The 25387-nt window shown below is 71.9% G+C and carries 18 protein-coding genes; 9 read left to right on the forward strand and 9 right to left on the reverse strand.

Features of this window, described 5'->3' with window-relative positions; translation table 11 throughout:
- Positions 1-53: 53 nt before the first annotated feature.
- Positions 54-2039, reverse strand: coding sequence for a discoidin domain-containing protein (locus OHA30_RS07745; protein WP_328913057.1), 1986 nt, complete (start codon positions 2037-2039; stop codon positions 54-56).
- A 282-nt stretch (positions 2040-2321) separates the two neighbouring features.
- Here OHA30_RS07745 and OHA30_RS07750 point away from each other — a divergent pair, with 282 nt between their 5' ends.
- From OHA30_RS07750 to OHA30_RS07760, 3 genes are all read left to right on the forward strand, one after another.
- Positions 2322-3692 (forward strand): serine hydrolase, encoded by a 1371-nt coding sequence (locus OHA30_RS07750; protein ID WP_328913058.1) that lies wholly within the window; start codon positions 2322-2324, stop codon positions 3690-3692.
- A gap of 286 nt (positions 3693-3978) precedes the next feature.
- On the forward strand, positions 3979-4173 hold the full coding sequence (locus OHA30_RS07755) for a hypothetical protein (protein WP_328913059.1): 195 nt from the start codon (positions 3979-3981) through the stop codon (positions 4171-4173).
- Positions 4174-4180: 7 nt separating this feature from the next.
- On the forward strand, positions 4181-4651 hold the full coding sequence (locus tag OHA30_RS07760; protein WP_328913060.1) for a Clp protease N-terminal domain-containing protein: 471 nt from the start codon (positions 4181-4183) through the stop codon (positions 4649-4651).
- Here the strand turns inward: OHA30_RS07760 and OHA30_RS07765 are convergent.
- The 5 genes from OHA30_RS07765 to OHA30_RS07785 all read right to left on the reverse strand — a co-directional run bounded on the left by OHA30_RS07765 (position 4648) and on the right by OHA30_RS07785 (position 8831).
- The gene (locus tag OHA30_RS07765; RefSeq protein ID WP_328913061.1) at positions 4648-5433 is read right to left on the reverse strand and encodes an ArsR/SmtB family transcription factor; all 786 of its coding nucleotides are present in this window, start codon (positions 5431-5433) and stop codon (positions 4648-4650) included. The two genes, OHA30_RS07760 and OHA30_RS07765, sit on opposite strands and share 4 nt — an antisense overlap.
- Positions 5434-5691: 258 nt before the next feature.
- Positions 5692-6699, reverse strand: a complete 1008-nt coding sequence (locus OHA30_RS07770) for an NADPH:quinone reductase (RefSeq protein WP_328913062.1) — start codon at positions 6697-6699, stop codon at positions 5692-5694.
- A gap of 213 nt (positions 6700-6912) precedes the next feature.
- Complete coding sequence (locus OHA30_RS07775; protein WP_328917775.1) at positions 6913-7833, reverse strand: Gfo/Idh/MocA family protein; 921 nt, start codon at positions 7831-7833, stop codon at positions 6913-6915.
- A gap of 8 nt (positions 7834-7841) precedes the next feature.
- Complete coding sequence (locus tag OHA30_RS07780) at positions 7842-8216, reverse strand: 5-carboxymethyl-2-hydroxymuconate Delta-isomerase (protein WP_328913063.1); 375 nt, start codon at positions 8214-8216, stop codon at positions 7842-7844.
- A gap of 9 nt (positions 8217-8225) precedes the next feature.
- Positions 8226-8831, reverse strand: coding sequence for a hypothetical protein (locus OHA30_RS07785; RefSeq protein WP_328913064.1), 606 nt, complete (start codon positions 8829-8831; stop codon positions 8226-8228).
- A gap of 77 nt (positions 8832-8908) precedes the next feature.
- On the opposite strand from OHA30_RS07785, the gene OHA30_RS07790 reads away from it, so the two are divergent.
- Positions 8909-9220, forward strand: coding sequence for a hypothetical protein (locus OHA30_RS07790; RefSeq protein WP_328913065.1), 312 nt, complete (start codon positions 8909-8911; stop codon positions 9218-9220).
- A gap of 74 nt (positions 9221-9294) precedes the next feature.
- On the opposite strand, the gene OHA30_RS07795 is transcribed toward OHA30_RS07790, so the two are convergent.
- The gene (locus tag OHA30_RS07795) at positions 9295-9633 is read right to left on the reverse strand and encodes a hypothetical protein (RefSeq protein ID WP_328913066.1); all 339 of its coding nucleotides are present in this window, start codon (positions 9631-9633) and stop codon (positions 9295-9297) included.
- A gap of 290 nt (positions 9634-9923) precedes the next feature.
- On the opposite strand from OHA30_RS07795, the gene OHA30_RS07800 reads away from it, so the two are divergent.
- The 5 genes from OHA30_RS07800 to OHA30_RS07820 all read left to right on the forward strand — a co-directional run bounded on the left by OHA30_RS07800 (position 9924) and on the right by OHA30_RS07820 (position 19133).
- The gene (locus OHA30_RS07800) at positions 9924-10226 is read left to right on the forward strand and encodes a hypothetical protein (RefSeq protein ID WP_328913067.1); all 303 of its coding nucleotides are present in this window, start codon (positions 9924-9926) and stop codon (positions 10224-10226) included.
- A gap of 104 nt (positions 10227-10330) precedes the next feature.
- Positions 10331-11350 carry a glutamine synthetase gene (gene glnII / locus OHA30_RS07805; RefSeq protein WP_328913068.1) on the forward strand — a complete coding sequence of 340 codons (1020 nt, stop codon included), beginning with the start codon at positions 10331-10333 and terminating at the stop codon, positions 11348-11350.
- Between the two features lie 235 nt (positions 11351-11585).
- The gene (locus tag OHA30_RS07810; protein WP_328913069.1) at positions 11586-13505 is read left to right on the forward strand and encodes a hypothetical protein; all 1920 of its coding nucleotides are present in this window, start codon (positions 11586-11588) and stop codon (positions 13503-13505) included.
- Between the two features lie 240 nt (positions 13506-13745).
- Positions 13746-14105, forward strand: coding sequence for a hypothetical protein (locus tag OHA30_RS07815; RefSeq protein ID WP_328913070.1), 360 nt, complete (start codon positions 13746-13748; stop codon positions 14103-14105).
- 48 nt (positions 14106-14153) lie between these two features.
- Positions 14154-19133 (forward strand): tetratricopeptide repeat protein, encoded by a 4980-nt coding sequence (locus tag OHA30_RS07820; protein WP_328913071.1) that lies wholly within the window; start codon positions 14154-14156, stop codon positions 19131-19133.
- A gap of 76 nt (positions 19134-19209) precedes the next feature.
- Here the strand turns inward: OHA30_RS07820 and OHA30_RS07825 are convergent, their stop codons facing one another.
- Positions 19210-19698 carry a GNAT family N-acetyltransferase gene (locus OHA30_RS07825; RefSeq protein WP_328913072.1) on the reverse strand — a complete coding sequence of 163 codons (489 nt, stop codon included), beginning with the start codon at positions 19696-19698 and terminating at the stop codon, positions 19210-19212.
- 218 nt (positions 19699-19916) lie between these two features.
- Positions 19917-25373, reverse strand: a complete 5457-nt coding sequence (pulA, locus tag OHA30_RS07830) for a pullulanase-type alpha-1,6-glucosidase (protein ID WP_328913073.1) — start codon at positions 25371-25373, stop codon at positions 19917-19919.
- Positions 25374-25387 lie beyond the last annotated feature (14 nt).

Here is a 25387-nt window from a genome sequence, read left to right on the forward strand (position 1 = left end):
CGAAGTCCGCCCGTGGACCGGTGAGTTCGGGACCGGCTTCGGGGCGCCCCGGGTCAGGCGTTGAAGATCTGGAACTCGGAGATCTGGCCGGCCGGCCAGCCCGTGTTGGCGGTGAAGGTCAGCCGCACGTACCGCGTCGTCACCGTCGACGGCAGGGTGAGTGTGGCGGTGTTCCCGGACGCCGGGTTGAAGGTGTAACTCGCGGCGGACAGCAGCGTCGTGAAGGTGCCGTTGTCCGGGCTGCCCGAGACGGCGATGGTCTGGCTGCGGGTGTTCCATGCCGTCGCCGGGGGCAGGTTGAGCACGATCCGCTTGATGCCGGTGGCGGCGCCGAGGTCGACCTGCACCCACTGCGGGAAGGCGTTGTTGTTGCTCTCCCAGTAGCTGTTGGGGTCGCCGTCGGTGACGTTCCCCGAGCCGTAGACCTGGGTGTGGCTGCTCTCCGAAGTTCCCTTGTGCAGCGCGAGGTTGGTGGTCCCCGAGCCGGCGCCCGCGTCGGTGGTGACACTGACCTGGTTCGAGGGCTGCGAGACGTTCCCGGCCGCGTCGACGGCCTGCACATCGAAGGTGTAGGCGGTGGAGGGGCTGAGACCGGTGAGCGTGTACGCGGTGGTGCTGCCGTTGGTGGAGCCCGCCTGCGTACTGGTGGAGCCGCTGACCCGCAGGATCCGGTAGCCGGTGACCCCGACGTTGTCGGTGGAGGCGTTCCAGGCGAGCGAGACGGTGGTATCGGTGTGGCCGGTGACGTGCAGGTTTCCCGGCACAGTGGGGGCGGATGTGTCGCCGCCGCCCGACACCACCGGCTGGGTGGGCCTGGTGGCGGTCAGGGCGATCTGGCCCTTGAGCATCCGGCCGCCGTCGCCGGTCAGCCGCAGGTAGTAGTCCGACGAGCAGGGGGTGCCGTCCTCGTCGAGGGCGAGGAAACCGGAGTTGGTGGGGACCCATGCCTGCGTCTCGGCGGTCTTGGCGATCTGGTTGCCCTCGTTGTACTCGTCGAACATCGAGATGTAGATGCCCTGCACCCCGGCGCGGGTCATGTTGTAGAACTGCCGCCACATGAAGTCGCCGTGCGCGCGCTGGCGCAATGTGACGGCGCCGGGCAGCACGCAGGGCTGGTAGTCGATGCCGTGGGCGGCGCATTCGGCCAGGTCGGGGACAGTGGCGACGTTGTAGAAGTTGTCGGCGTCGCCGACGTTCCCGATCCGGCCGACCATCCACGGCGAGAGCATGTGGAAGGCGTGGTAGACGTCGCTGAAGCCGGGGCGCGAGTCGCGGTCCCCGGTACGCCACCAGGTCGGCACCCCGCCGATCACGTAACACCCCTGCGCCTTGAACCAGTTCACGACGTCCAGGCACGGCGCCGGGGCCCACGGCCGCTTGTCGTCGTTGAAGCCGAAGCCCCAAATGCACACCACCGGCTTGCCGTTCTGGGTGGCGTACGCCGAGGACGCGGTGTACGCCTTCATCTTGTTGGTCCAGTCGGTCTTGATCTCCGACTGCATGTTCGTCCAGTCGGTGACGTCGTACATGATGTAGAACTTGCGCCCGTGCGACTCGGCGGCGCTGCGCACCTTCGCCGCCATGGCGTCGCGGGTCGGGCCCTCGCCCCCGGTCGGGTTGAACCGCTGCAACGCCGCCGTGTCGATGTTGTTCTGCTGCATCCACAGGAAGTGGGTATCGACGGTCTGCTGGTCGTACGACGAGAACAGCGCCGCCGGCTGCCCATTGCCGAGGTTCGCGTACGCGGTGTTGTACGTCTTCGTGTACTCGCGCACGTCCGGCCAGGCGACGATGCCCGTGTTCGACGGGGACGGCGGCTGGCTGGAGTTGGGGCTCCAGTGCCACCAGGCGTTGATCGGAGCACCGTCGCCGATGCACGCGAACCACCCCTGATAGCCGACCGTCACCTTGCCGACCACGTCACCGGGGCCGCTGGCCGCGGCCGCGCTCCCGGCTGTCGCGGTCTCCGTGACACCTATCGCCCCCAACGCACCTGCCGCGACCGCGGCCTGTACGAACACCCGGCGTGTGACACCCATCTGGACGCTCCTCCGATCGGCTGTCAACTCCCGCGCCGCAACTGCGGGTTGGAAGTCTGGTGCGGGGGATCGTAACGACGTGGTTACGTACGCGCAATACTTCGTGCATTAGGCGAAATAATTTACGTAGAGACTGCAAGAAATGCCCATGTGGGGGCGGAGAGGTCCGTGGGGCGGGCTGTCCCGACTGCGGGCGAGTTGTCCCGGCGCTTCGTCCCGCTCTCAGACGATTGCTACGCCGTTCTCAGAAGAACCCCAGAAACGGTTCCTACGGTCTGCGGCATGGAACGGGAACGGCCGCCGGTGGGCGGTGGCGAGAAGACGCCGCCGCAGGACGGGGGCAAAGTGGCTCCGGCGGAGGAGAATGTGCCGTCCGGCGGCGAGGAGCTGTCGCCGGACACGGGCTGTGCGGGCGCTGGTGGCGTGGGCGTTGGTGGCGTGCCGCAGCTCGGTGCGGACCAGGAGGTCGGGGACGTCTTCACCGCAGGTGGGGAGGGCGCGATGCCGCTCGACACGGGCGGGAAGGACGAGGTGCCGCCGGGCTTCGGGCTCGGGCCGCGATGGTGGGCGCGGCCTCTGTTCGTGTCCGTGACGACGCTGTCCGCGATCGCCGTCCTCACGCTGGCCACGATCGTGCAGTCGCCGTCGGCGAAGGCGGGGTCGGACGAGACGCCGGCCGCGGAGGTCACGTCGGAGCGGTCGGCCGCGCCGACGGGGACAGCCGCCGCGGACGGGGTCCTCACGTCGCCTTCGGGTTCGGCCACCGCTTCGGCTGCCGTTTCCGCCCCCATGACCGGGTCGCCGTCGTCGTCCGCCTCCCCCTCCCCCTCGGCGGTGGCGACGGCGACCCTGGATTCGAGCAAGGCGCTTGCGTCGGCGGTGAAGGCGGCCGTGCGGTCGGCGGTGGCGGCCGTGCCCGGTGGCGGGAATCTGTCGGTGGCGGTCGCGGGCTCGGGCTCGGGCGCGGGCGCGGGCTCCGGTGCGGGCGCGGGCTCCGGTGCGGGCGGGGATGCCGTGACGTACGACAGCGGCGGCGACACCGCGTACGACACGGCGAGCATCGTCAAGGTCGACATACTCGCCGCCCTGCTGCTGCGCGACCAGCGCGCGGGGACGCAACTCACCTCGGAGCAACGGACGTTGGTCGAGTCGATGATAGAGCGCAGCGACAACGACGCGGCGCTCGCGCTGTGGCACACCATCGGCGGCGGCTCGGGCCTCGCAACGGCCAACCGTACGCTGGGGCTGTCCCACACGACCGGCGGACCGGGCGACCTGTGGGGGCTCACGCAGACCACGGTGAGCGACCAAATCACCCTGCTGCGGGCGGTGTTCGGCGCCACCTCGCCGCTGTCCCCGGCCTCACGGACGTACATCTCCGGGCTGATGCGGTCGATCACGGCGGGGCAGCGGTGGGGGGTGTCGGCGGCGGACTCGGACGGCGCGGGGTTCGCGCTGAAGAACGGCTGGTTGCAGCGCAGCGCCACGGGCCTGTGGGACATCAACAGCATCGGCGAGGTCACGTACGAGGGCCACCGCCTGCTGATCTCCGTTCTGACGTCGGGGCAGCAGTCCGAGCAGGCCGGAATCGACCGGGTGGAAGCGGTGGCGAAGGCGGCGGCCAAGGCGTACGTGTCGAGCGCGGCGGGGTGAGGGTGGAAGCGCTGACGGTGATGTGGGCTCGCGTTCGTTAGAGGGTGTAACGAACGCGAGACCGCCGGACCGGGGGGGCGGGCGGACACGAGCGGCGTCACGTTCGTTAGAAGGTGTCACGGAACGTAAAGGCCCTCGCGCGAGCGAACGACGCAGACCCTCGCGTTTGCTAGAGGCTCTAACAAACGCGAGCCCCCCCCCGCCGCCACCGCCCGCCGGGCCGACTCGCGGCGACTTTGTCAGTCTGCGTTGACGCCCACACTGTCGTCAGTCTAGGCTGACAGACATGGACCTTACCGCGGTCATGAACACGGACGACCCCGCCGTCGGCCTGCGTGCCGTCGGCGCCCTGCACCGGCTCGCCGAGCAGGTCGAGGCGGCGCATGTCGCGCTGGCCCGCCGGCAGAGCTGGTCGTGGGAGCAGATCGGCGACGCCCTCGGGGTGTCACGTCAGTCGGTACACGCGAAGTACGGAAAGTGAGGCTGTCATGAACGACACCGCATCGCCCGCGCGGCTCAAGCCCGTGCTCGACCTCGCCCGGGAGGAGGCCGATCTGCGCGGCGACCGCCGAATCGGCACCGACCACCTGCTGCTCGCGCTGCTGCGCGACGACACCGCGCCGCCCGCCCGCGCCCTCGGCGTCACCGTCGCGGAGGGCCGGACCGCGCTGGACTCGCTGGACCGCGCGGCCCTCGCCTCCCTCGGCATCGTGCTGGACGCGCCCCTGGCGCCTCCGCCGGTACGCGGCCACCGCCGGCTGCCGTTCAACTCCGCGGCCCGCGCCGCCGTCGGAGCGGCCAAGCGGGAGGCCGAGCACGACCACAAGGGCCGCCGTATCGAGCCCCGCCATCTCCTGCTCGCGCTGCTCACCGCCCGCCACCCCGACCCCGCCGCGGACCTGCTGACCGCCCTCGGCCTCTCCGCGCCCGCCGTACGGGAACGGCTCGCGGCCTGCTAACCGAGCCCCGGTCGGTCCGACGGGTCCGGCAGGCTCAGGGAGCCGGCGGGGATGCCGAGAGTCCGCTGGAGTTCGCGTTCGCCCAGCGCGGTGACCTTCACCGCGCGGCTCGTACCGATCCGGGTGGCCCAGGCCCGGGTGAGGACCAGACGGCAGAGTTCCGCGCCCGCGGTGCCCGCGAGGTGGTGGCGGCGCTCGGTCCAGTCGAGGCAGGGGCGGGCCGTCGGGCGGCGGGAGGAGGGGCGGGCGTCGAGATCGGCGCCGAGGCCGGTGAGCCAGGCGACGCCCTCGTCGGTGAGCGCGAAACCTGCGTCCTGGCGGAGCAGCCCGCACTCGGTCATCGCGTCGGTGATCGCCACGCCGAGCCGGCCGGCGAGGTGGTCGTAACAGGTGCGGCCCCGGGCCAGCGCGCGTCCCGCGCTGTGGGCGCGCAGCCCGCCGGCCCGGCGTGACGGCGCTCCGGAGTCCGCCGGACCGGGCCACACCGCCCGCGCGCCCAGTTCCTCCAGGAGCCGGGCCACCTCGGGGTCGGCGATCCGTACATAGGCGTGGCGGCCCTGCCGTTCCCGGACGAGGACGCCGCCGTCGACCAGACGGGTCAGGTGCTCGCTCATCGTGGAGGGCGCGACACCGCAGTGCCGGGCCAGTTCGGCGCCGGTCCAGGCGCGCCGGTCGAGCAGCGCGAGGCAGACCGCGGCGCGGGTCTCGTCCGCCAGCAGCCCGGCGAACGCGGCGAGCCCCGCGCCTCGCGGGCCGCCGCCGGAGCCATCGCTTGAGGTCATGGCTCCATCCTGCACCCGGCACGTTTCGGCCCCCGCCGAACCGTCGGCGGACGCCCGGCCGAGCCCTCCGGCGGTCACCCCGCGCGTCCCGGCAGCCGGCCGCCCAAGGCGCGCACCCGAGCCCGGCCGCGCGCGGCACCCCGGGGTGTCGCCCTCGAGGCACACGGGCGTACCCCGAGCCCGGGTGCGGGACGGCCCGGCCTACGCGCGCGACAAGTCCGGGCGCACCCCGGGCACACCACCCGGCCGCCCCCACGGTCACGACGTAACGTCGATGAGCACCTTCCCCACCGTCGCCGCGCTCACCGCGTCGTGTGCCGCGGCCGTCCCGGCGAGCGGGAAGCGGTGCAGGGGCAGCCCCGCCGACGTGCCCACCCGGATCGCGCGATCGGCCACCGCCGCGGTGACCGCCGCGACCGCGTGGTCCTTCGCGGCGGCCGGCACCGTGTAGACCAGCAGGCCCTGCCAGCGGATATTGCGGACCATCGAGGGGCGTACCGGCAGGTTGAACGCCTCGCCGTCGTCGGCGTAGAAGGCGACCACCGCGTTGAACGCGGCGACCGCGGCGTTGAGTTCGCTGTTCGCGTTGGGGGCGACCTCCACCACGATGTGCACACCGTCCGGCGCGACACGGCGGATCTCCGCGGCCGCGTCCTGCTCACGGTAGTTGACGACGTGGTGCGCGCCCGCCGCCGTGGCCAGCGTCGCCTTCTCCGCGCTGCTCACCGTCGTGATCACGGTCGCGCCGGCCCAACGCGCCAGCTGGATCGCCGCGTTGCCGACCGCGCCCGCGCCGCCCGCGACCAGGACCGTACGGCCGTCGAGCGCGCCGGGGGCCAGCCGCTCCGGGCCGCCGTCCGCCACCGTCAGCGCCCGGTGTGCGGTCAGCGCGGGGATGCCGAGGCTCGCGCCGAGGTCGAAGGAGGCGTGCTCGGGAAGGGCGACCGCCTGGCGCGCGGGCAGCGTGACGTACTCCTGCGCGGTGCCGTCCGCCCGCTGGAAGGCCGCCTCCCACAGCCAGACGCGCTCACCGACCCGGCTCTCCGGCACGCCCTCGCCGACCGCGTCGATGACACCCGAACCGTCCTGGTTGGGCACCTGCTCCCCGGTCGGCGCGGTGCTCTGCCGTGACTTCCAGTCCGTCGGGTTGACACCGGACACCCGGATCCCGACCCGCACCTCACCGGGGCCCGGCTCGGGCACCGGGCGCTCGGCGAGGGTCAGGACGTCGGAGCTGCCGTTGGTGGTGTAGATGATCGCCTTCATGATCGGTACAAGTGGCGTGGCGGCGGATTTCTTCCCTGCTTCCGCTGCTCCGTTCGAGTGGTTCTCGCGCGGGTGCCGCCCGGCTCAGCTGGGCCGCACCCGCCGAATCTCCCCGCGCGCGTAGGGCCGTAGTCGAACGCGCCGACCTTGCCGTACTTCTGCGCCCGAACTCCCCGCGCGCGTAAGGCCGTACGCCCGCTGTCCCCCGGGCGCCTACCCCAGCGCCTTCTCCGCCGCCGCGAGGATCTCCGTGACCCGCAGCCCGAAGCGCGCGTCGCACGGGTGAGGTCGGCCCGCGACGACCGCGTCGATCGCCCGCGCGAACGCGTCCGTGGCCGTACCGCTCCACTCCTCCGGGTACGCGGCCACCCCGTGCGTACCGCGGAACTCGATGCCGATCCCGGCCGCGGCGGCCGGCGCGGACAGCGTGAGCACGGCCGTGCTGGACACGCCGCTTTCATGACGTAGCGTCAGATGAACGGTGTCGCGCGGTCCGCGCGCCGCCCGTACGTCCGTGACGTCGCCGAGCACGGGCAGCAGTACGGACAGGGCGTGGGGGCCGACGTCCCACAGGCCGCCCTTCTCCTGGCGCCAGGGCGAGGCCGCGAACGGGCTCGCGTCCTCGTCCGCCGTACCGTCCGCGCCCTTGACGCCTTCGACACTTTCGACGCCTTTGGTGCCGAACACGGCGCCGTACCAGTCGGCCCGTCCGGTGTACCACTCCCCTGTGGCCGCCTGCTGTTCGATCCACTTCGCGGCCTTTGCGTCGAAACGCATGGTGAAGAAGACGACGGAGGTCACGCCGGCCCGTTCCACCGCGTCGACCACGGCGCGCGCGTCCTCGACGGTCGACGCGAGCGGCTTGTCGAGCAGGAGGTGCCGTCCGGCGTTCGCGGCCATTGTCGCGAAGTGCGCCTGGCTGGCGGGCGGCAGGGCGATCGCGACGGCGTCCACGTCGGCGATAAGGGCGTCCGCGTCGTCGTAGGCCCGGGTGCCGAAGAGTTCCGCGACCTCGGCCGCCGCCTCGGGCCTGCGGCCCCACACCCCGACGAACTCGACGCCCGGGTGCGCCGCGAGCGCGGGCCCGTGGGCGAGGCGCGCCCAGGGACCCGTGCCGAGCAGCCCGAAGCGCAAGGGCGTGGTCACGACGCCGTCCGCGGTTCGTCGTGCTTGACGTACGTCTCGCTGTCGAGGTCGCGCAGAGTGACGGAGAACTGGACTTCGTGCTCCGGGATGGGCGCGGTGTGCTTGCGCAGCAGCGCGAGTACGGCTTCGTTGACCGCGCGCTTGGTCTCCGTCGTACGGCCGGCCACCACCGCGATCTCGGTGTGGAGCAGCGCGTAGTGCGGCGAACCGTCTCCGATGTAGACGTCGTCCCGGCGTACGAACCGGGTCTTGCACCCCGCGGCCCGCACGTCCGCGAGGCTCACAAGGGTGTCGTGGAGATCCTGGGCGAACGCGGTCCGGTCGAAGGCGTCGGCGATCGATCCGGAGTACTCAACAGTCGTATGCGGCATCCCCGCACCCTACCCACCCCCACCGCCAGCACTGCGACCACCGGCCGCCCGGCCCCGGGTCCACAGACCGTCAAGCCACCGCCGTGCCGCGGCGCTCTCCGCCGGGTGCCCGATCTCACCTGTCGCCACCCATTCGGCGAACTTGTGAAGGACTTGCGAATTGCCCGGTTCTTTCAGTACGAACGTACTGATCGCGGACTCCCAGGTGGTACCGCAGGTAAGAACTGAGCCGTCAAGCGAGAGCATACGAAACTCAGGACGGCAGTATCCGCTGCCGAGAAGGCCTGAAGCACCTGTCCCCATGATGTCCCATGAGTCCTGCAATTCCACGCGGATCCACTGCGAAGGGCCGTCCTCCTCAGGGGTGAGCGCGACCAGGAACCGGGGATCGGCCTCAGCGAAAAGACCTGCTTCGACCGACAGCCGATACCAGTCCGCGTTCGCCTTCTCGTGCAGCAGCGGATCCTCGTTGTCCACCTGGGACTCGGTCCGGCGGTCCCCAGGAGGACAGCTAGGCGCCTGGCCGGTGACGAGGGAGGGAACGAGCCCACTCAGGTCACCGCTTTCCTCCAGCACCAGGAGACCCGCTGCGGCAAGAGATTCCTTCAGTTCCATCTCATCCCCATCCCGTCCTGCCCGCCGACTGCCTGCGGTCCCCAAAGGATCATCACGACCGACAAACCCGGGAGCGCGTGGCAGCGGTCACCGACTGGAAGGACAGCGGCTACGTCTCCGTCTGGCGCGACAGTTGCCCGATCGAGGGAGCCGCCCTTATGGCAGAGGGCGTCGACTTCGTCGTCATCAAGGAACTCCTCGGCCACGCCCACATCGGCGTCACCGCGACGGTGTACCCCCAACGTCCATCGCTGCCTCCACGCGATGCCATCGACCTCCTCGGACACGCCCTCGAAAGCCTCGCCGAGAGCGACGAAGGCAACGACCGCCGCTCTGTACGGTCCCGTTCGCTGACGTTGCCGTCAACTACCGCCGTCAGACGCCACTGAGGCCCCACCGGAATCGGATTCCGGTGGGGCCTCTAAAACGGCCCTACCCAATAATGCGCGGCAGCTTTACTGCCTCAGTCGACCTGTCCCCAGTTCATTTCCGGACCGGGTGGCCACTCCTGCCCAAAGTCGAACAGGGTCTCATCGTCGAAGTCCCGAACAGCTTCACGCCAAGATGGACGGCCGCCTACGATGAAACCGCAAAAATTCTCGCTCGAAACCAGATAGAGCGATTGCTGCTTATCGCCGATGTCGAACTTCTTAGCAACCTCGGCGGCTTCCCGAGACGAAGGTCGCCAAATCTTCACCCCTTTCATTCTCGGCCTGAGGAACATCACCTCTACATTGTCGGCGTAGATCTCAACCCTAGTGCCGAACTCATCACCGGGACTCGGGTTGCCGTGCAGCAGCATCGTGCGATGCGAAGGACTGAAGCTCCAGATCTCGAACAGTCTGTCCGACTCATACGCTGACACTACTGACTTGCCAAACCTCTCGGAGCGAACCAGTCAGGTTCTTCAACACCGACTGGCGCGCCTCTCCAGTGGAACTGAATGGACGACCAAGGCCTACCGAACTCGCTGTCCACACTATTCAGGTAGGCGTTTCGCCCAACAACGCTCGTCTCCCAAGGTGTGCCATATCCGCCCCGCACAGCGCCCTTCAAGTCAGCTTCAACCTCTCGGATATAAGCATTCTGTCGTTGAACGTATGCGCTCCCGCGGCGACGGTTCCGTTCGTCACGCTTGCCGACGACGTCGACCGCTCGCCCTCCTGCGCCTTCCCGACTGTCACCGGCGACAGTGCTCTCGGCGGCGCGACCGGCTACGCCGGCGCCTCTGTCAGCGACGTCCGGCGCTCCCCCTCGGCCCTGTCCGCCGCCTCGGTGGCCGACCTGGACGAGGACAACCCGACGCTCATTCAGCTCGGCCAGAACCATGGGCGGCCGCTCGCCTTCCGGTCCGGCCCCGCGCGGGGTCGAGGGGAGAGCGTTACGTGGGGTTAACGCGAGGGCAACAGGCGGGAAAAGGCGGGTTGGGACACTGCCCTCGGTCCGATCAGCGCAGCTCGGCCGCACCCGCGATCACGTTCGTTAAGGATGGCGTCACCGTGACCTACAAGGCTGAGTACATCTGGATAGACGGCACCGCCCCCACCGCCAAGCTCCGTTCGAAGACGAAGATCCTCGCGGACGGCGCCGAGCTGCCGGTCTGGGGCTTCGACGGCTCCAGCACCAACCAGGCCAAGGGGCACGCCTCGGACCGCGTACTCAAGCCCGTCGCGTCCTTCGCCGACCCGATCCGCGGCGGCGACGACCTCCTCGTGCTGTGCGAGGTCTTCAACATCGACGGCACCCCGCACGAGTCCAACACCCGCGCCGCGCTGCGCGAGGTCTCCGAGCGGTTCGCCGCGCAGGAGTCGCTGTTCGGCATCGAGCAGGAGTACACCTTCTTCAAGGGCTCGCGCCCGCTCGGCTTCCCCGAGGCCGGATTCCCCGCGCCGCAGGGCGGTTACTACTGCGGCGTCGGCGCCGACGAGATCTTCGGCCGCGACGTCGTCGAGAAGCACCTCGACAACTGCCTGGCCGCCGGCCTCGGCATCTCCGGCATCAACGCCGAGGTCATGCCCGGCCAGTGGGAGTTCCAGGTCGGCCCGCTGAGCCCGCTGGACGCCTCGGACCACCTGTGGGTCGCCCGCTGGCTGCTCTACCGCACCGCCGAGGACTTCGGCATCTCCGCGACCCTCGACCCCAAGCCCGCCAAGGGCGACTGGAACGGCGCCGGCGCGCACACCAACTTCTCCACCAAGGCGATGCGCGAGGGCTACGAGGCCATCATCGAGGCCGCCGAGGCACTGGGCCGCGACGACAAGCCGCTGGAGCACATCAAGCACTACGGCGCCGGGGTCGAGGCCCGCCTCACCGGTGCGCACGAGACCGCCCCCTGGAACGAGTACAGCTACGGCGTCTCCAACCGCGGCGCGTCCGTGCGCATCCCGTGGCAGGTCGAGGTGGACCAGAAGGGCTACATCGAGGACCGCCGCCCGAACGCGAACGTCGACCCGTACGTCGTCACCCGGCTGATCGTCGACACCTGCGGCAGCGCGCTGGAGAAGGCCGGACTGGTCTGAGCCGGCGGGGCCGAGCCGTACGGTCCCGGCCTCCGCGCCGACCCTCCCGGCCGCAGGGCCGTTGCGCGAGGCCGAGTACGCGAGCGCCCCCGCCCCCCTACGTCAAGCCCCCCGGGGGCGCCCGTCACCCGACGGGCGCCCCCGTTCCCGCTCCCGCCCCCATTCCCGCCCCCATTCCCCGGCCCCTCCGCCGTCCCAGGGGTGACCAACGCCCCCACCGCTCGTTTGACCGTGCGTGAAAACCCCGCACGTACCGGCCACCCCCGCACCGGCCGACGACTCCGTGACCGTGGAGCAGGCCGAGGCCGCCCTCGTCGCGCACTACCCGCGGCTGGTACGGCTGGCCTATCTGACGCTGCCCGCCGCGCTCGGCCGCCACCGCAGAGTGCTGGCCGCGCACCGGCTCGCCCAGCGCTCGCTGCCGCGCTCGGCCCGGCCGTCGCAGGCGCCGGGGGGCGCGTACGGGCTGCTGCGGCAGGAAGTGCTGCGCGGCGCGCTGGCGTACGCCGGGCGCGGGCGGGTGCGCAGGGCCGCCGAGGACGCGCTGCCCCTGCCGCGGGTCATGGGCCTGCGGGTGCACCCGACCGCGACCGGCGCCGAGGAGCCCACACCGGACCGTATGCCCGCCGCGGCCCGGGCGGCGTACGCGCTGCTGGGCGTCGAGGGGCTGGGGGCACGCGAGGCGCGGGCCGTGCTCGAAGCGGTGGGCGCGCGCGGCGCCGCGCAGGCCGTGCAGACGGCCGCCGCCCGGGCCGAGGTGCAACCACCGCTCACGGAAGGCGACTTCGACCCCTGCACGCTCAAGGCCGAGCCCACCGACCTGTTGCGCCGTCGCAGGCGCGCCCGGGTGGGGCTCACCGCGGCGGTGACCGTGGCGGTCGGCACGCTGCTGGTGTCCGTCGGCGGCGGCAGCGGCTCCCCGCAGTCGTACGCGGCCGCCGGTACGCCCGGCGCCAACCCCCGTACGCTCGACCCGACCGCGCTCGTCCACCCCTCGGCGGACGCGTGGCAGACCACCACGCGGCTGGACTTCACGGCGTGGCCGACCCGCGGCGACCGTACGTCGGACTCCGCGCTGCTCGGCCGGGCGCTCGCGGTGTGGGCGAACCCGGGCTCGTCGGTGGACGTCAGCAGCACCCCCGGCACCCCGCGCACCGGCCCCTCGCAGCCCCCGCAGCTGCTCTTCGCGGGCGACGTCGACAACGCCACCGTGGTGATCTTCTACGACGGCCTGCGGGTGATCCGTTACGCCCAGCTGCGGCACGGCACCGGACGGGCCGCGCTGGACTTCTCGCAGGTGCAGAACGCGGATCTGACCACCTCGGCGGCCGTTCTGGTGGACCGGGTGGACGGCAACGCGCGTTTTCTGACCGCCCCTTGGGTCACCGACGCGCAGACCGTCGACCTGCTGCGCCCCGACCAGGACGCCCAGCCGCTGCACCGGACGGCGGACGGTGTGACCGATCCGGTACGGACGCCGGGCGCGGGCGCGGCGGCGGGCAGCTGCGGTACGGCCTGGCCCGCGCTCCAGCTGCGGCCGTCGGCGAAGCTCGGCGGGCAGCGGACCTTTCTGCTCACCGACCTCGGCGATCTCGCGCCGGTCCATCTGACCTACACCCCGCCACCGCCGGACGCCGGGGCACAGTCGGGGCCGATGGAGGCCACCGGGCCGCAGGCGCGGGCGAGTTGGGCGCACAGCGCCTGCCGACTGGGCGAACTGCGCGGCCAGAGCGTGAAATCCGCCAACAACTGGGAGTTCGCCCGCACTTCGCTGCCCGAGGACGGCGGTGAGGCGTCCTGGACCTGCGACCGGGCGGACACCTGGCGCGGACCCGGCGTGGCCACCGTGCAGTTCGTGCCGCCCGCGACGAAGACGGGCGCGCCCGGCACCCCGGCCGGGCAGCAGGCCGACGGCAACGCGTGCAGCCCTTACGGGCCGCATGTGCTGGCCGGGGTGATGTGGAAGTCGGCCGCCGGGCACTGGTACGTGCTGGCGGCGGGTGACTACGGCGTGTCCCGGATCACCGCGACCGACGGGGTGACGGCCTCCGCCGACGCGCCCTTCCTCAGCGTTCCCGCACCGCGCGGCGCCCGGCCCACCCTCACCGGCCACCTCGCGGACGGCGGCACGCTCTCCCCGCTGAGCGGCGACTAGGCTCACCGGCCCGCCCGGGCCGCGAACCCCGTACGCGCGCCCACCGCGAACCCGTACGAGTACCCGTAGGCCGCACCGGCCGCCACCTGCCAACACGTCCCAAGGCCCCTGGTTTCAGGCGCCCTTACCCTCGCTGATTGTTTTCGGCACAAGCGGACAACCTGCTATCAATGAGGGTGCAAGCCACCGTTGACGGCACGCTGACGGGCACCCGGAACAACCTGAGAGCAGGGTGGGGTCATGAGCTTGGGCTGGAAGATCGTCGCGGTGACGCTGGGTGCGGCCGTCGTGGCCAGTGCGCCCTTCGCGTGGTTGCTGAGCGGGCCGGACACCGGCCAGCTGATCGCCGCCACGGTCCAGATACTCCTCGGTCTCGCGGCCGTCCTCGTACCCTGGTTCCTCCCGTCCCCGGCCGGGTCCACGGATCAGGTCGAGGACAGCGGCGAGGCGAAGGCGACCAACGGCGGAAAGGCCGGTACGGGCATCCGTCGGCAGCGCGGGGCGGCCGGCGGCGGATCGGCGACCGTACGGCGCAGCGGGGCCGCGACGGCTGACGGCCCCGATTCCCGCGCGCACACCGGCATCGAGTACACCGACTGATCCGGCGGCCATGAACACCACGGGCGGGGCGGCGGAAGGCAGCGCGCGGTGAAGTGGCCGAAGCGCCGCGGCGGCGCGGACGGGTCGGCCGAATCGCTGCTCCTCGGACGAATCGATCTGAGCGGCACAGGTCCGGCCACGGCCTCCTCCCACGGCATCGCCATCTCCGGGATCGGCGTGATCAACCAGGTCAGCGTCGCACCCGAGCCCCGGCAGCCGGTCTCCTGGCCCTATCAGATCGGCAGGATCCCGCCACCCGCGAGCTGCTTTCAACACCGCGACGCCATGGCGGTCCTACGGGGATCGGCCCGAACGAGCAGACCGTCCGGCGCTGCCCAACTGCGGTCCAGCACGGCACAAGAGACAGCCGCGACACCCCAACTGCCCTCGTCCACAGTCCCGGAGACGACCGGCGCCGCCCAACCGCCCTCCACCGCGACGGAACCGGCGGTCGCGTGCCATGTCCTCACCGGTGGCGGCGGGGTCGGCAAGACGCAGGTGGCCGCGCGCTTCGCCCACGAGATGTCGGCGCGGGGCCGGGTCGATCTCCTGGTGTGGGCGAGCGGCGCCACCCGGGACGGCATCGTGTCCGTGTACGCCCGCGCGGCCGTGGACATCTGCGGCGCGGACGGCGCGGCGGAGGAAGTTGCCGCGGAGGCGTTCCTCAGCTACTTGCAGACCTGCGAACGGCGCTGGCTGATCGTGCTCGACGACGTGTCCGACCCGGCGGACCTGCGTGGTCTGTGGCCGCCCGCCACCGCGTACGGGCACACGCTGATCACCACCCGGCGCCGGGAGTCCGCGCTGCGGGGCCACGCCCGTCGGACCCTGGAGGTGGGACTCTTCACCCCGGCCCAGTCGGTGCGCTATCTGGCGGAGAAGCTCGGCCCACAGCCCGGCACCGCAACAGAGCCCGGCACCGTCACGGAGTACGCCGACGGACCGGAGACCAGCACCGGCACCGGCACCGGCACCGGCGCCGGCACCGAGGACGACACCCGACCGGGCGACGCCGACCCGCCCCCCGATCCCGAACTGGCCGCCCTCGCCGACGACCTCGGCCATCTGCCGCTCGCCCTGTCCCAGGCCGCCGCCTATCTCATGGACGAAGGGCTCAGCCCCCGGGAGTACCGCGCGCGCCTGGCCGAACGCCGTCCCCTGGTGGAGGTGCTGCCGGACGACAGCGGTCTGCCGGACGAGCAGCGGGTCACCGTGGCGGCGGTGTGGTCGCTGTCGGTGGACCAGGCCGACACGCTGGTGCCGCGCGGGCTGGCCCGTCCGATGCTGCACCTCTGCTCCCTGCTCGGCTCCGACGGCATCCTCGAATCGGTGCTCACCAGCCTGCCGGTCCGCCGCTACCTCGGCATGCTGCCGACCGCACCCGAGCAACCGGCCGCACCCGAGCAGCCCGCCGCACCCGCCGTACCCGCCGACCCCGCCGCGCCGGAGCCGCCGACGAAACCCCTGGCACCCGCCGACCGGAAGGAACCGGCTGCCCATGAGGAGCCGGACCACCAGGCACCGCCGCTCATCGTCCCCGTCAGCCAGGAGGAGGCCAGAAGCGCCCTGCGCGCCCTGCACCGGCTCAGCCTGGTGGACCACACGACCCGTACCCCGCCCACCGTCCGTGTCCACCAGCTCACCCAGCGCGCCACCCGGGACACGCTGGCCGAGAAGACCCTCGCCGTCGCGGCCGGCACTCTCGCCGGCGCGCTCTATCTCGTCTGGCCGAAGGACGAATTCGCGCCGGAGACCTCCTACTTGCGCGCGGCGACGAACGCCCTCTACGGGAACGCGGGTTGGGCGCTGTGGGTGGGTCCGCCGGAGGTCCGCGCGGTGCTGTACCGCACGGTGACGAGTCTCGGCTCGCTCGGCCAGCCGAGGGCGGCCGCCCGGTCCTGCGCCGCCCTCGTCACTCCCGCCCGGCGGACCCTGGGGGACGACGATCCGGAAGTCCTCACCGTCCGCAGCCTGCACGCCTATTGGCAAGGTCAGGCCGGGGACGTCGAAGGGGCGCTGGCCGAACGCCGTGCCCTCACCGAGGACGCGGCGCGGGTGCACGGTCCGGAGGGTTACGGCGCGTTGGAGGCCAGGACCCTGCTGGCCGAGGCGTTGAACGCGGCGGGGGACGCGGCCGAGGGTGTCCGCGTGGCGCGGGAGGTGCTGGCCGAAGCGGAACGGCTGCTCGGCCCGGACCACGAACTGACCCTGGTCACCCGCTTCGTGCTCGCGAGCTGCCGCGGCCAGTGCGAGAACCCGTCCGAGGCCGCCACCGCGTACGCCGAACTGCTGCCCGCCCTGGAACGGGTCTTCGGACCCGATGCCCCGACCACCCTGTCGGCCCGGGGGAACATGGCCTACTTCCTCGGCGAGGCGGGTGACGCGCACCAGGCGGTGGCCGTGTACGAGCAGGTGGTCGCCGACCGGGTGCGCACCATGGGTCCCGCCCATCCGGCCACCCTGCGCTCCCGGGCCAACCTGGCGGAGCGGCGCAGGCACGCTGGCGACGACGAGCGGGCCGTCATGGAGTTCGAGGAACTCCTCGCCGACCAACGGCGGTTGCTCGACCCTCTGCATCCGCAGACCATGGTCACCCGTAACAATCTGGCCCTGCTCCGCGGCAACACGGGGGACCCCGCCGGAGCCGCCGCCGCGCTGGAGGCCCTGCTCGCCGACCGGTTGGGCGTACTGGGAGCGCAGCATCCGCACACCCTCCAGACCCGGGTGATCCTGGCCGAGATGCAGGCGGAGTCCGGTGATCTCACCACGGCACTACGGACGTCGGAGACGGCCGTGGCCGAACTGAGCCGGGTCATGGGCCCGGAGAATCCTTACACCCTGTACGCCAGGATGCGCCGGCTCTTCTGGCAGGCGCGGGACGGCGATCCGCTCGACGCCGCGGCGCGGATGGCCGAACTGCACGACACACAGAAGCGGGTGCTGGGCCCGGACGCCCGTGACACCCTGCAGAGCGCCGTTCATGTCTGCCGATTCCTTGAGGCCGGGCGGGAGTTCGAACGCGCGATACCGGCGTGGACGGCGCTGGTGGCGGATCTGGGCCGCGTCCAAGGTGACCATGATCCGGCCACGCTGGAGGCGCGCGGCGAACTCGTCCGGCTGCTGTGCACCACCCGAGGGCCACGGGAGGCGGCCGCCGAACTCCGCGTGCTGCGCGACGGTCTCGCGCGGACCGGACCGGCCGACCTCGGCCGGGTGGTGGGGATCAGAATGGCGCTGATCGCGTGCCATGCCCAGGCCGGTGACCGGGAGACCGCCGCCGCCCTCGCCCAGGAGGCCCTGCGCGACCGGATCGCGCTGCACGGCGCGGACCACCCGAAGACCCTGCTCGTCCGGGCGATCGCCCTCTCCTGCGGGATCTACCCGCCGGGGGAGGAACAGCGCGCGGCCATCGGGGAGTTGACGGAGCTGCTGGACAGGCTGGCGGCGGCGCCGGGTCCGGACGACAAGCAACTCGTCTCCCTGCGGTCGCGGCTCGCGGAGATGTACGCCGACGCCGGGGACCACGTACGCGCGCTGGAGATCACCGCCGCCGCGCTGCCCGCCCTGGAGAAGGCGATCGGTCCGGAACACCCCGCGGTGCTGCGCCTGCGTGGGCACGAGGCCTGGTGGAGGTTCCGGTCCGGTGACTTCGCGGGGGCCGTCTCCGCGCTGCGGACCCTGCTCGACATCGAGTCGTGCGCGCTGGGCCCCGACCACGAGAGCACCCTGGTGACCCGGGGCCGGCTGGCCCGCGCGCTGCGCAAGGCCGGGGAGCCGGGAGAGGCGGCGGTCCAGGCGCGGCTGCGGCTCGACGGCCTGATCCGGTCCCGTGGTCCCCGGGACAAGGAGGTACCGAAGGCCCGCGCGTCACTCGTCGCGCTGCTCAGGGCGGCCGGGGAGCACGACGCGGCCGTGGAACAGGCGGGCCTGCTGGTCACGGAGAGCACGGAGACCCTCGGCGCCGACCATCCGGCGACGCTCGACGCCCGCGACACGCTCGCCGCGGCGCAGGGTGGCGCCGGGCACACCGAGCGGGCGCTCGCCACCTTGCGGGCGCTGCTGGCCGACCGGATCGCGCTCCAGGGGCCCACTCACCCCGAGACCCTGGTCTGCCGCGGCGATCTGGCCCACCGTCTGGGGGAATCGGGGGATACGGCGGGGGCCCGGGACCTGTTCGAGGAATTGCTGACGGACAGCCTGGCGGTGCTCGGCCCCCGCGACGAGCGCACCTTCGACATCAGGGCGGACCTGGCCCGGTGGCGCGACGCGGCCGGTGACGTCCGAGGGGCCGCCGAGGTGAACGAGGCGCTGCTCGCCGATCTCGTAGAGGTGTTCGGCGAGCGGAACTCGGCAGTGGTCGCGGCCCGCGCGTTGCTGGCGAGGCGGCTGGACGTCCTGGGCGAGCACGCCGAGGCGGCACGGGTGACCGCGGCGCTGCTCCGGGCGGCCCTGGACGGTCCGGGCACCTCCCCCGCGAGCGTGGTGGAGATCCGGCAGGCGCTGGTCACCCGGCGGGAGAACGCCGACGACCCGGCGGGCGCGTACGCCGCCGCGCTCCCGCTTGTCGAGGATCTGACCCGGCTGCGCGGCCCGGACGATCCGGCCACCCTGACGGAACGTGCCCACGCGGCCGAACTCCGGTGGCGGAGCGGTGAGGACGCCGAGGCGCTGACGGAACTCCTCGCCGTGGTCGGCCCGTTCACCGCGGTGTTCGGCCCCGACGCCGTGCCCACCCTCTCGGTCCGCAATCTGATCGCGGTGCTGCACGGCACGACGGTCGGGCCTGACCGGGCCGTCGATCTGTTCGTCCCCCTCGTCGGGGATCTGGTACGCGTCCTCGGCGCCGATCACCCCCACACCCTCAGCAGCCGGCACAGCCTCGCGGAGTTGCGGGGCCGGGCCGGCGACACCGCGGGAGCCGTCACCGCCTTCGAGGATCTTCTCGCGGACGCGGTACGCGCGCTGGGCGAGTCGCACCCGATCCCGAAGAAGGCACGCGCGCGCCTGGACCGGTGGCGGGAGGGGTGAAGGAGGCGCCGCCCGCACCGAGGCGGCGCCCACCCACAACCCGCAGGGCAGCAGCCGCTCGGCCACGCTCAGTCGCTCAGAGCGTGGCCGGGATGCGCAGAAGCATCTTGACGTGGTCGTCCTCGCGCCCGTCCTCTTCCCAGCCCTGACGGACGTAGAAGGCGCGGGCGCGGGCGTTGGGGGCGAAGACCTCAAGGCGGGCGGTGGTGAGCTTGGCGGCGTGCCACACCGCGACGCATCCCCGGTGCAGCGCCGTACCGGTGCCGGTGCGCCACACCTCGGGGTCGATGTGGAAGTGCATCAGCTTGTCCCCGTCGAACCTGGCCCCGACCACGGCGAAGCCGACGACGTGATCGCGGCGGGTGGCGCAGAGCACGGTGTACTCGCGCGAGAGGATCGCCCGCTCGGTCCCCTGCCGCTGGCGTTCCAGCTCCTCGGGGCCGCCGTACGCCTCGGTCGCCAGATGACCCCTGTAGTACGTCGCCCGCGCGCGGGCATGGACATCACAAATGGCGTCCAGGTCCTCGATGACGGCAGGTCTGATCACGACGTGCTGGGTGCTCATGGGTACATGGACGCGCGGCGTGCCGGGTTGGTTCCCGTCCGTGGGCGCGTCGGGGCAAACGTGTCCGAGAACACCCGTCCGGGTGTCCGCCCGGCCGGAACCGACCCTACGCAGCGGCCGTTCCCGCGGCCACGCCCACGCCCGAAGGACCCCGTCACGCGTCGGGCCGGCCCCGGGGACAAGGTCCGGGTCCGGCCCGACGGGCGGTACGGCCGGGGTCAGCCGGCCGCCCGGAACACCGCCACCGTGCGGGGAGGCACGGTGAAGGTGCCGGTGGACGGCGCGAACGCGGCGGATCTGACCACCGGGTCGGCACCGCGCGCCTGGACGGGATGCAGGGCGTACCGGGCACCCGCGAGGGACCCGACACGCTGCTTCCGCGTGTCCGGGGTGGCGTTGAAGACGACGACAAGGTCGCCGGTCTTCAAGGTGATCACCCCGGGCGTCTCGCCGGTCCCGGACAGCGGGAAGGACAGTTCACGCCGCACCTGCGCCGCCGTGCCGAGGTGGAAGGCGGGCTCGGCAGTGCGGATGCGCAGCAGATCCTGGTACGCGGCCGAGGCGGCGTTGATCCGCGCGCAGCCGGGGGTGAGCGCCGGGTTGGTCAACAGGGGCCTGGCGTAGGGCCACTTGTCCTGGTTGTCGGCGGCCTGCGGCAGTCCGCGCCCGAAGCCGTTGCCCTGCGCGCAACTCCAGTGGATCGCGTTGAACCAGTCCCCCGAGTCGAAGGAGTTGCGGTCGAGGGACTTGGAACGCAGCAGGTCGGAGCCCGCCTGGTAGAGCGCCGGGCCCTGGGAGAGCGCGGCCGTGGCCTCGGCGAGGACCTGCATACGGGCCCGGTCGGCGGCCGAGGTGCCCGCCGGGAGCTTGTAGGCGAGGGCGTCGTAGAGCGATTCGTTGTCGTGCGCGTCGACATAGGCGAGGGCGTCGCCGGGGGCGTCGGCGTATCCGGCGGGGGCGCCGTTGTAGTCGATCTCGGCGCCGGTGACCTTCCGGCCGGCGGAGTCGGTGAAGCCGAACTCCTTGAGGTTGCCGGTCAGTCCGACCTTGATCAGATCCTGGTAGTGCAGCAGCCGGGCCTTCTGCTCGGCGGCCGTGCCGTTCGCGGTCGAGGAGTTGGGGTCGGTGGCCAGTCCGGAGGCGAAGCCCTGCACACCGGGGTCGGCGTCGAAGGGGCTGCCGCCGCGTACGGCGTCACGGGCCCGGTCGGAGAAGGTGGCGATGCCGGTCCCGGCCATGTTGGCCTGAGTGGCCTGTACGAAGTGGGCGTTGTCGGCGACCTCGCCGAAGTTCCAGCCCTCGCCGTAGAGGATGATCTTCTTGCCGTCCACCCCGTCCTTGGCGGGGGTGAGCGCGTCGAGCGCCTTGCGGACGGCGAGGATGTTGGCCTTCGGGTGGTGGCCCATGAGGTCGAAGCGGAAGCCGTCGACCTTGTACTCCTTGGCCCACGTGACGATCGAGTCGACCACGAGCTTGCCCATCATCGCGTTCTCCGGCGCGGTGTTGGCGCAGCAGGAGGAGTTGGCGACCGAGCCGTCGGGCATCAGGCGCTGGTAGTAGCCGGGCACGATCTTGTCGAGCACCGAGGTGTCGGCCTGCCCGGCGGCGGAGGTGTGGTTGTAGACGACGTCCATCACGACCCGCAGCCCGGCGCCGTTGAGCCCCTGGACCATCTGGCGGAACTGGGTGGTGCGCGCGGTCCCGTCGGGGTCGGTGGCGTAGGAGCCCTCGGGCACGGTGAAGTGGAAGGGGTCGTAACCCCAGTTGTACGCGTCGGTGGCCTGCTGCGCGGTGACGCACGCCTGCTGCCGGTCGCTGTCCGGGGCGTACGACGCCAGGTCGCAGGCCGGGGTGGTCCGGTTCGCGGCCTTCTCGGGCACGGTCGCGAAGTCGAACGCGGGCAGCAGATGGACGTAGTTGATGCCCGCCTTCGCCAGATCCTTCAGGTGGGTCATGCCCGCGGAACCGGTGTCGGTGAAGGCGGTGTACTTGCCGCGGTCCTTGGCCGGCACGGTGGTGTCGGCGACGGAGAAGTCCCGGATGTGCAGTTCCTGGATCTCGGCCCGGCTCATCGGCACGGCCGCGGGCTTCTTCTCCCCCGCCCACCCCTTGGGCGCGAGCTTCGGGTCGTCCAGGTCCACCAGCAGGCTCTTCGCGGAGTCGGCGGTGAGGGCGACGGAGTACGGGTCGGTGACCTTGTTCACGACGAGCCGGCGCACGCTGGGCGCCCAGACGGTCACGTCGTAGAGGTACGGCTGCCCGGTCCACGACCGGCTGCCGGTCACCGACCAGACACCGCTGCCCGCGTCCCGCTTCATGGCCACGGTACGGCCGCCGATCTCGACGGCCACCTTGTGGGCGGTGGGCGCCCACAGCGACAGACTCGGGGTGCCGTGGCTGAACACCGGCCCGAGGACGGCCTTCTGCGCCGCCTTGGCGTAGAGGTCGTCGAGGACGCCCTGCGTCTGAACGCCGGTGGCGGCCAACAGGGCGCCGGTCGCCGCGCGTTGGGTGGCGACGATCTGGCCGCTGAGGGCGTCGCGGACCCGGCCCCGGTCGCGGGGGTCGACGCTGTAGGCGGAATAGCCCTTGAGCTGGGGGAACTTGGCGAGCTGGGCAGCGGTGGGGCCGCCTGTGACCTTGGTCAGCCGCAGCCAGTGGCCCGCGCCGGACAGGGCGCCGTCCTCGACGGCGAGGCCGCCGTCGGGCGCGTACACCAACTGCTGTGACGCGGCCGCGCTGGTGGTCTGCCAGGCGACGGTGTCCTTGTCGATCCACTGCGCCTCGGCCGTGCTCAGGTCCAGGTCGGCGCCGCTGCCCTTGGGCTGCGGCAGCAGGTGGTTCGCGGCGCCGTCGAGCAGCCAGACCTCGTGGCCGTTCGCGGTCAGGTCGAGGGACTGGTCGCTGGGCAGGTCCTTGGTGTCGCCGTTGTGGAGGATGTAGCTGAGCGAGGTGGCGCCGGCGGCGAGCGGGACCTCGTACACCGCGCCGTAGGAGTCGATCCGCGACGGCTGGACGGGGGCGGTCCAGTCGGTGGGGTTCGCGGCGCCGTTCCAGACGTGCAGACCCCAGCCGGTGTACTGGCCGTCGGCGCGGTGGTAGTGCACAACGGCCTTCGTGGTGTCCTGGGGCGGGTAGGCGCCGTCGGGCGCGGCGGTGGCGACGTCCGGGCTGCCCTGTGTGATCCAGACCTCGCCGCTGATGGTGAGGTCGATCGCGCGGTCGCCTTCGGTGTCCTTGACGCCGTTCTTGTCGACCACGAGGAAGCCGACGCTCGACGCGCCGGGCCTGAGCTTCACGTAGGCGAAGGCGCCGTACGCGTCGCGGCCGGTGAAGGGGTGGCCGGCGGGGTAGGTGGTGGCCTCGCCGTCGGCGATGTCACCCCAGGTGTACAGCCCCCAGTCGGCGTAGTTCCCGTCCGTGCGCCGGTAGTGCACGATCGCGTAGTCGTGGCTGATCGCGGTCGGCGGCGCGGTGACCGGCGGGGTCCCGGTGGTCGTGGCGGCGGCGTCCGACGCCGTACGGCCGGCCGAGTCGATCACGACGGCCTTGTAGCGCACGGGAGTTCCGGCCGGGGTCTTCGCGGCCAGGGCCTGGGTGACCTCGTAGGGCGCGTGGTCGGCGGAACCGAGCACCTGCCAGGGGGCGTTGCCGACCTGCGCGGCGAACACCACGCGGTTCAGGCCGCCTCCGGTGACGTCGGCGGAGATCTCGACGGTGCCGGTGGCTCCGGCGCCGGGCGCGGTCAGGGCGATCACGGGCTTGGCGCCGGCCTTGGGCAGCGGCTTCGCGGCCCGGTAGACGACGGAGGAGAGCGCGGGGACGGTGACCGTCACGGTGGCCCGGTCGCCGGAGGCGGTGACGCTGCCCGTGGCGCCGTAGATCCCCCGGTAGGCGGCGCCCTTGGCGTTGCCGGTCGGAAGGGTCACGGTCCGCGCGGCCGTCGCGTTGTTGACGGCCACCAGGTAGTCGTCGCGGCTCCCGGCGTCGGTGCGGGAGTAGGCGTAGACGCCCGGGCCGGTGCCGGTGTCGGCGTACCGCTGGGTCTGCACGCCGTCGCGCAGCGCCGGGTGGTCCTTGGTGAGCTTCGACAGGGCGGCGATGGCGCGGTAGAGCGGGTGCGTCGGGTCGTACGCGTCACTGGCGGCGGTGCGGTCGGTGCCGATCTCGTCGTCGTCCAGGTAGTCGGCGACCTGGGAGGCGAACATCGTCTGCCGGGCGTCCTTGTCGCCGCCGGGGGCGCCGGTGAAGCCCTGCTCGTCGCCGTAGTAGACCACCGGGTTGCCGCGGCCGAGGAACATCAGCTCGTTGGCGAGCCTGTCGCGCCCGAGCAGTTCGGCGTCGTCCGCCCCGGGGTTGTCCTGCGCGAGGAAGCTGCCGATGCGGCCCATGTCGTGGTTGCCGAGGAAGGTGACCTCCTCGTACGCGTTGGCCTTGTCGGTGGTGTAGCGGTAGTCCTGCGCGTAGACATGGGCGAGCTTGCTCGGCGGGGCGCCCTGCGAGGCGTAGGAGCGGGCCGCGTCCTGGAACGGGAAGTCGAGCGTCGCGTCGAGCCGCCCCTGCGTGACGTACGGCGAGGTGACGGCCGGGTCGGCGTCGTAGGTCTCGCCGAACATGAAGAAGTTCTTCCGGCCGTGCTGTGCGGCGTACGTGTCGAGGGCGGTGGCCCACTGGGTCCAGAACGGCAGGTCGACGTTCTTCACGGTGTCGATCCGGAAGCCGTCGATCGCGTAGTCCCCGACCCACTTCTCGTAGATCTTCTCCATGCCCCGGACGACCTCGGGGCGCTGCGTCCACAGGTCGTCCAGGCCGGTGAAGTCGCCCTGGTCCGCGCTCTCCCCGGCGAAGGTCGAGTCGCCGCGGTTGTGGTACATCGTCGGGTCGTTGAGCCAGGCCGGGACCTTGGCGTTCTTCTGGTCCGCGGCGACCGTCGGCGTGCGCGGGAAGGAGGAGGCGTCGACCTTCGGGAACGTCCGCCCGCCGTCGGCGTAGTCGTCGTCGTTGAACGGCGTGCCGTCCGTGGACAGATAGGGGAAGGCGCCCTTGGACAGGTAGGTGTAGGCGTTGTCGGTGTTGCCGATGACGTCCGCGGTGTGGTTGGTGATGACGTCGAAGAAGATCTTCATGCCCTTGGCGTGGGCGGCCGATATCAGCTTCTTCAGATCGGCGTTGGTGCCGAAGTGCGGGTCGACCTGGGTGAAGTCGGTGATCCAGTAACCGTGGTAGCCGGCGCTCGCGTCCTTGCCGGTGCCCTGGACGGGCCGGTTCTTGAAGATCGGCGCCATCCAGATCGCGGTGGTGCCCAGGCCCTTGATGTAATCGAGCTTCCGCGTCAGGCCCTTGAGGTCGCCGCCCTGGTAGAAGCCCTTGTCCGTGGGGTCGTAGCCGGTGGTGAGCCGGGTGCCGGTCAGGCCGCCCCTGTCGTTGGCCCGGTCCCCGTCGGCGAACCGGTCGGGCATCACGAAGTAGAACTGCTCACGGGTGGCGTCGTGCCGCGCGGCCTGCCCGGCGAGCGCGCTGTCCGACGGCGGTGACGGCGGTTTCGGCGTGGTGTGCGCCTGGGCGGAGGCGGTCGGCACGGCCAGGGCCGCGAGTGCGGCGAAGGCGGTGGCGGCGGCGATACGTCTGACGCGCGTCCGCGTTCTCGACGCGGGCAGCCTGAACTGCTGGGCCACGGGCAGGGCTCCTT

Source organism: Streptomyces sp. NBC_00223 (assembly GCF_036199905.1).
GTDB lineage: Bacteria > Actinomycetota > Actinomycetes > Streptomycetales > Streptomycetaceae > Actinacidiphila.

What these genes read in the sequence shown, in the direction of transcription:
- OHA30_RS07745 (WP_328913057.1), bottom strand. Translation starts at nt 2,039, where the DNA reads ATGGGTGTCACACGCCGGGTGTTCGTACAGGCCGCGGTCGCGGCAGGT.
- OHA30_RS07750 (WP_328913058.1), top strand. Translation starts at nt 2,322, where the DNA reads ATGGAACGGGAACGGCCGCCGGTGGGCGGTGGCGAGAAGACGCCGCCG.
- OHA30_RS07755 (WP_328913059.1), top strand. Translation starts at nt 3,979, where the DNA reads ATGGACCTTACCGCGGTCATGAACACGGACGACCCCGCCGTCGGCCTG.
- OHA30_RS07760 (WP_328913060.1), top strand. Translation starts at nt 4,181, where the DNA reads ATGAACGACACCGCATCGCCCGCGCGGCTCAAGCCCGTGCTCGACCTC.
- OHA30_RS07765 (WP_328913061.1), bottom strand. Translation starts at nt 5,433, where the DNA reads ATGACCTCAAGCGATGGCTCCGGCGGCGGCCCGCGAGGCGCGGGGCTC.
- OHA30_RS07770 (WP_328913062.1), bottom strand. Translation starts at nt 6,699, where the DNA reads ATGAAGGCGATCATCTACACCACCAACGGCAGCTCCGACGTCCTGACC.
- OHA30_RS07780 (WP_328913063.1), bottom strand. Translation starts at nt 8,216, where the DNA reads ATGCCGCATACGACTGTTGAGTACTCCGGATCGATCGCCGACGCCTTC.
- OHA30_RS07785 (WP_328913064.1), bottom strand. Translation starts at nt 8,831, where the DNA reads ATGGAACTGAAGGAATCTCTTGCCGCAGCGGGTCTCCTGGTGCTGGAG.
- OHA30_RS07795 (WP_328913066.1), bottom strand. Translation starts at nt 9,633, where the DNA reads ATGCTGCTGCACGGCAACCCGAGTCCCGGTGATGAGTTCGGCACTAGG.
- OHA30_RS07815 (WP_328913070.1), top strand. Translation starts at nt 13,746, where the DNA reads ATGAGCTTGGGCTGGAAGATCGTCGCGGTGACGCTGGGTGCGGCCGTC.
- OHA30_RS07825 (WP_328913072.1), bottom strand. Translation starts at nt 19,698, where the DNA reads ATGAGCACCCAGCACGTCGTGATCAGACCTGCCGTCATCGAGGACCTG.